This window comes from Bradyrhizobium sp. SZCCHNRI1009 (assembly GCF_032487575.1).
Classification (GTDB): Bacteria; Pseudomonadota; Alphaproteobacteria; order Rhizobiales; family Xanthobacteraceae; genus Bradyrhizobium.
In genome coordinates, this window is sequence record NZ_JAUEUL010000001.1 from 633720 (window position 1) to 645702 (window position 11983).

Genomic DNA, 11983 nt, shown 5'->3' on the forward strand with positions numbered 1-11983 from the left:
GATGACGGCGCTCGCCCAGCTCAGGAAGCTCGACCGCGCCATCGTTCCCGTGCTGGTGCTCGCCGGCTGGGAGGCGTTCTCGCGCTCGGGGGCGCTGCCGGCAGCCTTGCTGCCGGCGCCGTCGACGGTGGTGTGGGCGTGGGCGGACTGGCTGGTCGGCACCGACGGCAACACCCAGACCTACAGCGCGCACTGGCTGGCCGACATGCTGGCCAGCCTGTCGCGCGTCGCCGCCGGCTTCGCCATCGCCACGGTGCTCGGCGTCGCGCTCGGCGTCGCCATCGGCTGGTCGCGCAAGACCGAGCTCATCATTGAGCCGACCTTGCAGATGCTCCGGCCGATCCCGCCGGTGTCGTGGATCCCGCTCGCCATCATCTGGTTCGGCATCGCCAACAAGCCGGCGATCTTCCTGGTGTTCCTCGGCGCGTTCTTTCCGATCCTGCTCAACACCATCCACGGCGTGAAGACCTGCGACCGCAACCTCATCCGCGCCGGCGCCATGGTCGGCGGCAGCGAGCGCAAGCTGCTGCGCTACATCGTGGTCCCAGCGGCCATGCCGAGCATCTTTGCAGGTCTGCGCATTGGCATCGGCTCGGCCTGGATGCTGACGGTGACCGCCGAAATGGTCGCGGTGAAGAGCGGGCTCGGCTACGTGCTGTGGGACAGCTACTACTTCCTGCGCTACGATCTGGTGCTGGCGGCGATGGCGAGCATCGGCCTGCTCGGCTTCTGCAGCGATCTCGCCATCCGCACCGTGATGGCGCGGGTGCTGCATTGGCAGCGCAACACCACGCTTCGCGGCGGAGAGTAATGATGGCCACGATCGAGATCTCCGGCGTCTCCAAGATCTTCACCGACAGGAAGCGCAACGCCGACGTCACCGCGCTTAGCCAGATCAATCTGTCCATCGCCCGCAACGAGCTCGTCTGCCTGCTCGGGCCCTCCGGCTGCGGCAAGTCGACATTGCTCAACATGATCGCCGGATTCGAGCACCCGAGCGCGGGCAGCGTCGAGGTCGACGGCCGACCCGTCACCGCGCCCGGTGCCGACCGTGGCGTCGTGTTCCAGCATGCCAATCTGATGCCGTGGCTGCCGGTGTGGGAGAACGTCGCCTTTCACCTCCTGCTCGGCGGCGGCCAGAAGGCCGAGCGCCGCGCCCGCGCGCAGGTCTATATCGACATGGTCGGGCTCACCGGCTTCGAGAACCACTATCCGTCCGAGCTGTCGGGCGGCATGAACCAGCGTGTCGGCATCGCGCGGGCGCTGCTGATGAACCCGCAGGTCATCCTGATGGACGAGCCGTTCGGTGCGCTCGACGAGCAGACCCGCATGGACATGCAGACCGAGCTGGTGCGGATCTGGCAGCAGCACCAGGGCACGATCGTGTTCGTCACCCATGGCATCGACGAGGCGCTGACCTTGGGCACCCATGTGGCGGTGATGAGCGCCCGCCCCGGGCGCATCGTCGAGATCATCCCGATCGATCTGCCGCGGCCGCGGGATATCACCAGCCCGCAATTCAACGCGCTCAAGCGGCATATTCTCGCGTTGCTGCGTGGGGAGCGGGAGAGGGCGCTGGCATGATTGGCGCCTGTCTCCATGGTGCGGAGATTCTGAACCTACTCTCACAGTGGCGCCGAACCGCCGCATCACCGATGACGCGTGCTGTCGCGGCACGGGCGGTGCACCCTCTCCCCTTGTGGGAGAGGGTGGTTTCTCACGAAGTGAGAAACCGGGTGAGGGGTCTCTCTCCGCGGTCTCATCTGTCGAGGCAGACCCCTCACCCGAGCGAGGCCGCTGCACGTTCGTGCATGCCCTCTCCCACAAGGGGAGAGGGCATAGTCACCGGCGGATCGCCCGCTTCTGCTGTTCAAGTATTTCCCGATGGGCCGGAGTTGGCTATGGCAAAGGGATTCACTCACCCATGACCAAACGCACGCTTCTCGGCATGCTGACGCCGTCGTCGAACACCGCGCTGGAGCCGATCACCTCGGCGATGGTCGCGAGCCTGCCCAACGTCTCGGCGCATTTCTCCCGCTTCAAGGTCACCGAGATTGCGCTGTCCACCGACGCGCTGGCGCAGTTCGACATCAGCAACATCCTGCGTGCCGCCGAGCTGCTCGCCCATGCCAAGGTCGACGTCATCGGCTGGAACGGCACCTCCTCGGGCTGGCTCGGCTTCGAGACCGACGTCCGCCTGTGCGAGCAGATCACGGCCGCGACCGGCATTCCCGCGACCACCTCGATGCTGGCGCTGAACGAGATCCTGGCGTCATCGAACGCCACGTCGCTCGGCCTCGTCACCCCCTATCGCGACGACGTGCAGGCGCGCATCATCGCCAATTATGCAAAGCTCGGCATTGCCTGCCGCGGCGACCGGCACCTCAATTTGCAGGACAATTTCTCCTTCGCCGAGGTGACGCCCGCGGAGATCGAGACCATGATCCGCGAGGTGGCGCGCGAGAAGCCGGATGCCATCGCGGTGGTCTGCACCAACATGCGCGCCGCGCCGCTGGCGGCGCGGCTCGAGCTGGAGACCGGCATTCCGATCCTCGACACCATCGCCACCGTGGTATGGAAGTCGCTGAAATTGGCGGGTACGGATCCCCGCGGCGTTAGCGGGTGGGGATCGCTGTTTCAGAGATTCGCCTGAGATTGGGAGATCGCGTCACATGGCTGCATTCGACACCGTCATCCGCAACGGCACCGTCGCCACCGCGAGCGACACGTATCAGGCCGACGTCGCCATCCGGCAGGGCCGCATCGCCGCGATCGGCGAGGCCATCACCGATGCCGATGAGATCGTCGACGCCACGGGCCTGCTGGTGCTGCCCGGCGGCATCGACAGCCACGTGCATATCAGCCAGCCGTCAGGCCCCGGCATCGTCATGGCCGACGATTTCGAAAGCGCGACGCGCGCCGCGGCGTTCGGCGGCAACACCTTCGTGATGCCCTATTGCCTGCAGGAGAAGGGCCAGCCGCTGCGCGCGGCGCTGAAGGACTATCACGCCCTGGCCGAGCAGGCCTGCTACGTCGACCACTCCTTCCACCTCATCATCGCCGACCCCACCGACGCCGTGCTCGGCCAGGAGCTGCCGGCGCTGGTCGCCGACGGCTATTCGTCGCTGAAGATCTTCATGACCTATGAGGGTCTCGCACTGAACGACTACGAGATCCTCGGCGTGCTGCAGGTCGCGCGCGAGCAGGGCGCCCTGGTGCAGATCCACGCCGAGAACTACGACGCCATCCGCTTCCTCACCGACCGGCTGGAGCGCGCCGGCAAGGTCGCGCCATACTATCACGGCAAGTCGCGGCCAATTCCGGTCGAGCGCGAGGCGACCCATCGCGCGATCTCGCTGGCCGAGCTGATCGACGTTCCCATCGTCATCGTCCACGTCTCCAACCGCGAGGCGATGGAGGAGATTCGTCGCGCGCAGGCGCGCGGCCTGAAGATCCACGGCGAGACCTGCCCGCAATATCTGGTGCTGACCGAGGAGGACATGCAGGGCCTCAACATGGAAGGCGCCAAATATGTCTGCTCGCCGCCGCCGCGCGATCACGCCAGCCAGCAGGCGTGCTGGGAAGGATTGCAGACCGGCGTGTTCTCGCTGTTCTCGTCAGATCACTGCCCGTTCCGCTACGACGACGAGGCCGGCAAGCTGACGCCCAAGGGCCGCACCAGCTTCCGCTGGGTGCCGAATGGCATCCCCGGCGTCGAGACCCGGCTGCCGATCCTGTTCTCCGAAGGCGTCAGCAAGGGCCGCATCACCCTGAACCAGTTCGTCGCCTTCACCGCCACCAACCACGCCAAGACCTACGGCCTGAAAGGCAAGGGCTCCATCGCCATCGGCTACGACGCCGACATCGCACTGTGGGACCCGAAAAAGACGGCGACCATCAGCCAGGCTGGTTTGCACCACGGCTCCGACTACACGCCGTATGAAGGCATCGAGATCACCGGCTGGCCGGTCGCGACCATGCTGCGCGGCAAGTTCGTTGTGCGCGACGGCGAGTTGGTCGGCGCCAAGGGCGACGGCCGCTACGTCAGCCGCGGCAAGCCCGGCGCCGTGGCCTAACGCACGCTCGATCCTCGCGTCGTCGCGAGCGAAGCGATTTGTGGGCCGTAGCTCGCAGAGCGAAGGCGGAAGCAATCCACTGTCGCGGGCGTAGCCCTGGATTGCTTCGTCGCTTCGCTCCTCGCAATGACGCGAGGATGGATCGCGCCCAACTCATCGCCGTCTGGCGCCAAACTCTCGCGGCAGCGTCGGTGCGCCCCCCTCCCCCTTGCGGCGAGGGGTCGGGGGTGGGGGTCCGCGCATTCCGCTCTCTCGGTGAGAGCACGTGTCGTGCAAGCGCCATCAGCATTCCACATGAACACCCGGATCCATCAGCGCGTCCCACGACCTTCAGCGCTGGCGGATCCCTACCCCCAACCCCTCCCCGCAAGGGCAGGGCGATCGCATATGGTTTTCCCGGGCAGACCTTTCGTGGCCTCATGGTTCGAGACGCGTCGCAAGAGCGACGCTCCTCACCATGAGGATCGGCAGCTTTGCGGCGGAGAAAGGCCCTCATCCTGAGGAGCCCGCCGAAGGCGGGCGTCTCGAAGGATGGTCGCGAAACGACTGCGCGCCCAGCCTCTTTCACCATATGCGATCGCCCTCCTCGCAAGGGGGAGGGGAGCTGACCTCGCGTGCCGCGTGAGCTCGCAGGTCACGATCCTCGCCCTCCCGCACCGCACTGCCGTGCCCTCGATTTCCCTTTCCTGCCCCGGATGCATCGAACCATTGATGCAACCCGGCGACATATCCTTGTCAGACGAGGAGTGCCGCCATGCCCGCGCTTGCATTTTCCAACAACGATATCGCCGTCGTCGCCTGGACCTTCGACCGCCGCCTCGACGGCTGCCTGGGCTTCGCCATTCATCGCATCGATAGCGCCGATAACACCGACACGGTGCTGCCGGCGCTGGCGCGGTTTGCCGGGCAGACCGCCGACAAGCTCGCCACCGACCAGGCGCCAGTGCAGAAGTTCTGGTGGAAGGACCTGTATGCCAGGCGTGGCGGCACCTACAAATATCGCATCGTGCCGATGGGCGGCACGCCCGGCCAGACGCTGACGCCGCTCGCCGGCGTCGCGCCGCTGGAGAGCAATGCGGTCACGCTGACGCCGGAGCGGCCGCCGTTCCACGTCTATTTCAACCGCGGCATCACCGCGACCCAGGCGCTGAGCCATGAGCTGAACGACAAGCCGAGCGTGTCGGCGCTGGCGCCGCACATCCTCGATCCCGCCGATCCCATTCGCATCCGCCTGATGGGCCAGCTCCAGGACGGCCTGACCTCACTGCTGGCGCGCGCCGATGCCGGCGGCGGCACCATTCATGCCGCGCTCTACGAGCTCAACGATCCCGACGGCCTGGAGAAGCAGCTCCACCAGAACCCGGCGAGCCGTAGCGTCATCCTCGGCAACGAGCAGGGCAAGGACTCCGACGATGCCGATGCCGAGAACCGCGCCAATCTGAAGGCGGCCGGCGTCGCCGTGATCGACCGCATCCTCGACAAGGGCAGCATCCCGCACAACAAGTTCATGATGCTCACCGAGAACGGCAAGCCGAGCGCGGTGCTGTCAGGCTCGACCAACTGGACCTCGACCGGCCTGTGCACCCAGACCAACAACGCGCTGGTGGTGGAAAGCCCGGTGCTGGCGCAGCGCTACCTCGGCTATTGGAACGCGCTGAAGGCCGACGTCGCCGCCGCCGCCGGCAACAAGGCGGCACTGCAGTCGCAGACCTTGCGCGACTTCGCCCATGCCAACAATGCCGACGCGATCCAGGCGCCGGTCGACCTCGGCCACGGCGTCACCGTCGAGCCGATGTTCTCGCCCAACACCCACGGCAAGCTCGGCAAGAATCCCGATACGCCCGGTGACATGGGCCGCGTGTTCGAACTGATGAAGGGCGCCAAGCACGCCGTGCTGTTCCTCGCCTTCGACCCCGGCAACAACTCGATCCTCGACGTCGCCGGCCAGTTGCTCAAGGACAAGCCCGATCTGTTCGTGCGCGGCGCGCTGACCAGCCCGGTGCGCGCGACCAACTTCTCCGCCGCGCTGCATTCCGGCGGTCATTCGGAACGTCCGGCGGAGGCGGGCGTGGAGGATACCGCGCCCCAGGTGACGGTGGTCGGCGAGGCCGGCAAGCCGAAGCAGCCGGGCGCCAAGGGCAGCATCGACTTCCGTGCGGTGCCGGCCGGCGCGGTGCAGGACGCGTTCGGCAAGTGGGAGCGGGAGCTCGGCAAATACGGCTTCGCCATCATCCACAGCAAGATCGTGGTGATCGATCCGTTCAGCGACGACTGCGTCGTCGTCACCGGCTCGCACAATCTCGGCTTCCGCGCCTCGCACAACAACGACGAGAACATGCTGATCATCCGCGGCCACCGCGGTCTCGCCGAGGCCTATGCCTGCCACGTCCTCGACCTCTACGACCACTACGCCTGGCGCTTCCTGTTGCAGCAGCACCCGGAGATCTTCGGCAAGCCGCTGCAAGGCGACGACACTTGGCAGGACCGCTACATCAAGGGCGCGGACGAGAAGTCACCGGAGCTGCGGTTCTGGCTGTCGGCGGCGGGCGGGGCGGCGACTGCGAGCGGCGGCGAGAGCAGCAGCGGCGGCGCGACGCCGAAGAAGCCGGGCGGTACGGCCAAGCCTGCCGAGAAGCCGGCTGCGACGACCAAGCCTGCAAAGCCGTCAACCAAGCCGGCGAAGAAGACCGCGAAGAAAGCGGCTGCTGCGGCAAAGACAAGCGCGGGCCGCAAGAAGACGACCAAGCGAGTTGTCAAGAAGACGACGAAGAAGGCCGCCGGAAAGAAGGCCAAAGCGAAGGCGAGCAAGAAGGCGGCCAAGAAGAAGACGGCAAAGAGCGCTAAGCGAGCAACGAAGAGCGGGGCGAGGAAGGGGCGCTGATGGCACTCGGCCTGCGCTGCGAGGTGCCGACCATCTCGATCCTTGCGACCGGCTCCTTGGCTTCGATGCTGCCGTCGGCCTTCTCGTAAGCTGTTCCCACTTCGGCGTCGGGTGAAAGGTTGCTTCCGACGCCGATGAGTCTTCTGCACATGGACCGATGCAGCGAAAACCGGCAGGAAACTTTCGCGGACACGGCTTGCGGTCTGCGCTGACCCCAACGCAAGCCTGTCATTTCGTGCTCGACCGGACGAATTTCGGCTTCTCAAAAATTCTTCTTTCGCTTTTACAGAATTTGTGTTTTACTCGCTCCGTCCCGCCCCAACGAGGGGACGCTTCGCGGTCGTCACGGACGTCGGGTGTGGGATGCGATGGGCGTTGGAGATCGCAGCATGGCTTGGCCGTGCCGACGAACGATCTCCGGCGCACGGTGAAATCGCGTGGTCCTGGCCTCCCGGTGCTGAGGCCAAGCGCGTGGGCGTTGCGGTCAAGCGCAGCCTGCGGGTGATGGGGGCAAGACAGCCGGTCCCCAGGGAGATCGCGTATAAATCGTAAAGCCATCGCGCGGGGAGGGCCGGGTGTTTCGGCCAGACCTGTGGTGACTGCCGCCTGCTTTCTTTTCTGCAGGCGGGCCACGGGCGCGGCCAGCGCCCGGCCTTCCCTGCGCCCTCAGTTAGGTAGAGGGCGGTGAGAATGGCACATCACTCGGGCGCGGGGCGCTGCGAGATCGCGATGACATGGGATGATGACATGGGATGATGACATGGGATGATGACATGGGATGATGGATTTTGGAGAGATCGATGGCGGGCGATGGCGCACGAGGACCAGGCGCCCTTTGCCTGATGAAAGGCGAGGGCGGCCGTGTCCGGTCGTTTGAGGCGTGCGAGCGCGGCGCGCTCCCCTCCCCCTTGCGGCAGGGCGATCGCATATGGTTTTCCTGGGCGGACCTTTCATGGCCTCATGGTTCGAGACGCGTCGCAAGAGCGACGCTCCTCACCATGAGGATCAACAGCTTTGCGGCGGAGAAGGCCCTCATCCTGAGGAGCCCGCCGAAGGCGGGCGTCTCGAAGGATGGTCGCGGAAAGACTGCGCGCCCTGCCTCTTTCACCAAATGCGATCGCCCTCCCCGCAAGGGGGAGGGGAGCGCAGCGGGCGCGTGGCGAGAGCTTGGCTCCATCGCCGATTGCCAGGCGCGAGGCGCTCGTTCCGTCGGAGACGCCCGCTCCATGAACAACCACCCCACAAACAAAAACCCCGCCATTTGCGGCGGGGCCCAGTCTGGGAGGAGCAAGCCGTGAGGCCTGCCGGAGGACCCAGTGAAAGATCAGGCGGGGATGCGCTCGTCCATGTCGTGCGGCTCGCGCAGCACGTAGCCGCGGCCCCAGACGGTTTCGATGAAGTTGCGGCCCTCGGAGGCGTTGGCCAGCTTCTTGCGCAGCTTGCAGATGAAGACGTCGATGATCTTCAGCTCGGGCTCGTCCATGCCGCCGTAGAGATGGTTGAGGAACATCTCCTTGGTGAGGGTGGTGCCCTTGCGGAGCGAAAGCAGCTCCAGCATCTGGTATTCCTTGCCGGTCAGGTGCACGCGCTGGCCGCCGACTTCGACCGTCTTGGTGTCGAGGTTGACGACGAGGTCGCCGGTCTGGATGACCGACTGGGCGTGGCCCTTGGAACGGCGGACGATCGCGTGGATGCGGGCGATCAGCTCGTCCTTGTGGAACGGCTTGGTCATGTAGTCGTCGGCGCCGAAGCCGAGACCCTTGACCTTGTCCTCGATGCCGGCGAGGCCGGACAGGATGAGGATCGGCGTCTTGATCTTCGACACGCGCAGCTGCTTGAGCACGTCGTAACCGGACATGTCGGGCAGATTGAGGTCGAGAAGGATGATGTCGTAGTCGTACAACTTGCCGAGGTCGACGCCTTCCTCGCCCAGGTCAGTCGTGTAGACATTGAAGCTTTCGGACTTCAACATCAGTTCGATCGACTGCGCGACGGCGCTGTCATCCTCAATCAGCAAAACGCGCATGCCAGTTCCCCATAGTCGCCGCTCCGGGCGTCAGGTCGGCCGCCATCTGCGGCACTCAAAACGCCTTTGAACAACTGATTCGGATCCTGACGAGAGATGGTTAACAAATCCTGATTCCCCTCCGCAAGCTCTATCCGTGCAATTTTTATCGAATCGCCGTAAGGTGTTGCGATGAAGCAGTTTTTCTTAGCCGCTCTCGTTCAAGCTCCATGTTAAGAGATGGACCTAACCGACTCTCGGATCTCACCGCTTTTTGAGGGCGGCAAAGCGAAGCACGTCAGTCACTCCAGACCATGACGTAATGATTAATGATGCGAGTAAACACAGAGTTAAACCGACGACGCGAATCTGCCCCTACTTAAGGTTTTCGCAATGAAGGTTCTGGTGCAATGCCCTCTCTCTCGCAATGAAGGCGCTTCGGCAATGAAGGCTCTTCCGCAATGAAGGCTCTGGCCGAGCAGATCAGCGACATCGACGCCGTGAACACCTATGGGCGTGTCGTCGGCGTGAAGGGACTCATGGTGGAGATCGCCGGGCCGATTCATGCGATGTCGGTCGGCGCGCGCATCGTGATCGAGACCGGCAACAATTACATCCCTGCCGAAGTGATCGGGTTCTCCGGCAAGAACGCCGTGGTGATGCCGTTCGCCGGGCTGGAGGGCGTGCGCCGCGGCTGCCGTGCCGTGATCGCCAATGCCGCCAATCAGGTGCGGCCGTCGCCGGCCTGGCTCGGCCGCGTCATCAATGCGATGGGCGAGCCGATCGACGGCAAGGGGCCGCTGCCGCAGGGCGCCTCGCCGGTTCCCTATCGGAACAATCCGCCACCGGCGCATTCGCGACGGCGTGTCGGTGCGCCGCTCGATCTCGGCGTTCGCGCACTCAACACCTTTCTTACCTGTTGCCGCGGCCAGCGGCTCGGCATCTTCGCCGGCTCCGGCGTCGGCAAATCGGTGCTGCTGTCGATGCTGGCGCGCAACGTCGATGCGGCAGTGTCGGTGATCGGACTGATCGGCGAGCGCGGCCGCGAGGTGCAGGAGTTCCTGCAGGACGATCTCGGCGATGAGGGCCTCGCGCGCTCCGTCGTGGTGGTCGCGACCTCGGACGAGCCGGCGCTGATGCGAAGGCAGGCGGCGTATCTGACGCTCGCGATCTCCGAATATTTCCGCGACGAGGGCAAGGATGTCCTTTGCCTGATGGACTCGGTCACGCGCTTTGCGATGGCGCAGCGCGAGATCGGGCTGTCGGCCGGCGAACCGCCGACCGCGAAGGGCTACACGCCGACCGTGTTCACCGAGCTGCCGAAACTGCTCGAGCGGGCGGGGCCAGGGAGCGGCGAGGGCACCATCACCGGAATCTTCACGGTGCTGGTCGATGGCGACGATCACAACGAGCCGGTGGCGGATGCGGTGCGCGGCATTCTCGACGGCCACGTCGTGATGCAGCGTTCGATCGCCGAACGCGGCCGCTATCCGGCAATCAACGTCCTGAAATCGGTGTCGCGGACGATGCCGAAATCGGCCGACCCCGTATTCTTGCCGACGATCATGCGCGCGCGCCAGGTGATGGCGACCTACGCCGACATGGAGGAGCTGATCCGGCTCGGCGCCTATCGCGCCGGTTCCAGCCCGGAGGTCGACGAGGCGATCCGGCTGCACGAGCCGCTGGAGGCGTTCCTGCGCCAGCGCAAGGACGAGGTCTCGACGCTGCAGAGCGGGTATCGGGAGCTGGAACAGATCCTGGGGCGCTTGGAAACGGAAAGCTAACTTTGTCGGGTAATCATCCCCTCCATGTAACGAGCCTAGTCGGCGGGCCCAGCACGGGCGGCCGGCCCTGTCCCGCGCCGTATACGGGACTTCTGGGGAGTATGAGTCGATGAAGTCGCGCGAAACGCTGATCCGTCTGAAGAAATTTCAGGTGGATGAGAAACGCCGCCGGGTGACGCAGATCGAGGGCATGATCGCTGACTTCCAGCGCATGTCGGCCGAGCTCGAGCGGGAGATCCAGACCGAGCAGGAGCGGGCCGGCATCAACGACCCAACCCATTTTGCCTATCCGACCTACGCCAAGGCCGCGATCCAGCGCCGGGAAAACCTGACGCGCTCGGCCGACGAGCTGCGCACCCAGCTCGAGGACGCCAAGGCCGCGTTGTCCGAGGCGTTCGAGGAGATGAAGAAGGTCGAGCTGCTCGACGAGCGTGACCAGGCCCGCGAGAAGGCCGAGGAGAGCGCCCGCGAGCAGGCGGACATGGACTCGATCGGCCTGATGCGCGCCCGGCTCGGCGTCATCGCCTGAGCCCGTCGCCGTCACGGCTTGAGCTTTCGAAAACCCGGGCCGCCAGGTCCGGGTTTTTCGTCGCGCCCGCCCCGGTGGAGAGTTGCCCAGGACTTGTGCTACGGGAGGACGTAGGCTCGAACGAGGGAGTGGGGCGATTTTCGGGGACGCTGAATGCTGACGCCGGCAGAGCTGGTCTGGTTGCTTGCCGCTGTTGCCAAAGGGGACGAGGCCGCCTTCGAGCGCCTCTACGCGGCGACGCGCGCGAAACTCTATGGCGTCGTGCTCCGTATCTTGCACCGACAGGACCTCGCCGAGGAGGTCGTCCAGGAGACCTATGTGAAGGTCTGGAACAACGCCGCGCAGTTCAACCCGGCCGTGTCGTCCCCGATCACCTGGATGGCCGCCATCGCCCGCAACCGCGCCATCGATCTGGTGCGCAAGCGCGGCGAGCTGTCGTTGGAGGATGAGCCCTCCGCGCTCGAGGTGGCTGCCGAGACGCCGGACCCGCTGGCGCGCCGCGAGATGTCGGAGGAGCTCAAGCGTCTTTTGGAATGCGTCGGCCAGCTCGAGCCCGACCGCCAGAAGCTCGTGCTGCTTGCCTACTACAACGGCTGGAGCCGCGAGCAATTGGCGACCAAGTTCGAGGCGCCGGTGAACACGGTGAAGACCTGGCTGCGGCGGAGCATGATGGACATCCGCCAATGTCTCGGTCTCGGATGAGGTGCT

Annotated in this window: 9 protein-coding genes; 8 read left to right on the forward strand and 1 reads right to left on the reverse strand. The window is 65.4% G+C overall.

All coding sequences use genetic code 11. The features are described from left to right. The first annotated feature begins 1 nt into the window (after nt 1). The 5 genes from QX010_RS02915 (at nt 2) to QX010_RS02935 (ending at nt 6957) form a co-directional block, all read left to right on the forward strand. Complete coding sequence (locus QX010_RS02915) at nt 2-811, forward strand: ABC transporter permease (RefSeq protein WP_316177492.1); 810 nt, start codon at nt 2-4, stop codon at nt 809-811. Nucleotides 812-813: 2 nt separating this feature from the next. Next, nucleotides 814-1584, forward strand: coding sequence for an ABC transporter ATP-binding protein (locus QX010_RS02920; protein ID WP_316177494.1), 771 nt, complete (start codon nt 814-816; stop codon nt 1582-1584). Nucleotides 1585-1924: 340 nt separating this feature from the next. Further along, complete coding sequence (locus tag QX010_RS02925; protein WP_316177496.1) at nt 1925-2653, forward strand: aspartate/glutamate racemase family protein; 729 nt, start codon at nt 1925-1927, stop codon at nt 2651-2653. A gap of 19 nt (nt 2654-2672) precedes the next feature. Beyond that, on the forward strand, nt 2673-4076 hold the full coding sequence (gene hydA, locus QX010_RS02930) for a dihydropyrimidinase (protein ID WP_316177497.1): 1404 nt from the start codon (nt 2673-2675) through the stop codon (nt 4074-4076). A 754-nt stretch (nt 4077-4830) separates the two neighbouring features. Continuing rightward, nucleotides 4831-6957, forward strand: coding sequence for a phospholipase D-like domain-containing protein (locus QX010_RS02935; RefSeq protein WP_316177498.1), 2127 nt, complete (start codon nt 4831-4833; stop codon nt 6955-6957). Nucleotides 6958-8281: 1324 nt separating this feature from the next. On the opposite strand, the gene ctrA is transcribed toward QX010_RS02935, so the two are convergent. Continuing rightward, entirely contained in the window at nt 8282-8983 is a 702-nt protein-coding gene (ctrA, locus tag QX010_RS02940) for a response regulator transcription factor CtrA (RefSeq protein WP_012046382.1), read from the reverse strand. A 440-nt stretch (nt 8984-9423) separates the two neighbouring features. Between ctrA and fliI the strand changes: the two genes are divergently transcribed. From fliI to QX010_RS02955, 3 genes are all read left to right on the forward strand, one after another. After that, the gene (gene fliI, locus QX010_RS02945; protein ID WP_315803231.1) at nt 9424-10746 is read left to right on the forward strand and encodes a flagellar protein export ATPase FliI; all 1323 of its coding nucleotides are present in this window, start codon (nt 9424-9426) and stop codon (nt 10744-10746) included. A 109-nt stretch (nt 10747-10855) separates the two neighbouring features. After that, nucleotides 10856-11275, forward strand: coding sequence for a flagellar export protein FliJ (gene fliJ / locus QX010_RS02950; RefSeq protein WP_315714036.1), 420 nt, complete (start codon nt 10856-10858; stop codon nt 11273-11275). 153 nt (nt 11276-11428) lie between these two features. Next, nucleotides 11429-11977, forward strand: coding sequence for a sigma-70 family RNA polymerase sigma factor (locus tag QX010_RS02955; RefSeq protein WP_315714037.1), 549 nt, complete (start codon nt 11429-11431; stop codon nt 11975-11977). Nucleotides 11978-11983: the final 6 nt, after the last annotated feature.

What these genes read in the sequence shown, in the direction of transcription:
- QX010_RS02915 (WP_316177492.1), top strand. Translation starts at nt 2, where the DNA reads ATGACGGCGCTCGCCCAGCTCAGGAAGCTCGACCGCGCCATCGTTCCC.
- QX010_RS02920 (WP_316177494.1), top strand. Translation starts at nt 814, where the DNA reads ATGGCCACGATCGAGATCTCCGGCGTCTCCAAGATCTTCACCGACAGG.
- QX010_RS02925 (WP_316177496.1), top strand. Translation starts at nt 1,925, where the DNA reads ATGACCAAACGCACGCTTCTCGGCATGCTGACGCCGTCGTCGAACACC.
- hydA (WP_316177497.1), top strand. Translation starts at nt 2,673, where the DNA reads ATGGCTGCATTCGACACCGTCATCCGCAACGGCACCGTCGCCACCGCG.
- QX010_RS02935 (WP_316177498.1), top strand. Translation starts at nt 4,831, where the DNA reads ATGCCCGCGCTTGCATTTTCCAACAACGATATCGCCGTCGTCGCCTGG.
- ctrA (WP_012046382.1), bottom strand. Translation starts at nt 8,983, where the DNA reads ATGCGCGTTTTGCTGATTGAGGATGACAGCGCCGTCGCGCAGTCGATC.
- fliI (WP_315803231.1), top strand. Translation starts at nt 9,424, where the DNA reads ATGAAGGCTCTGGCCGAGCAGATCAGCGACATCGACGCCGTGAACACC.
- fliJ (WP_315714036.1), top strand. Translation starts at nt 10,856, where the DNA reads ATGAAGTCGCGCGAAACGCTGATCCGTCTGAAGAAATTTCAGGTGGAT.
- QX010_RS02955 (WP_315714037.1), top strand. Translation starts at nt 11,429, where the DNA reads ATGCTGACGCCGGCAGAGCTGGTCTGGTTGCTTGCCGCTGTTGCCAAA.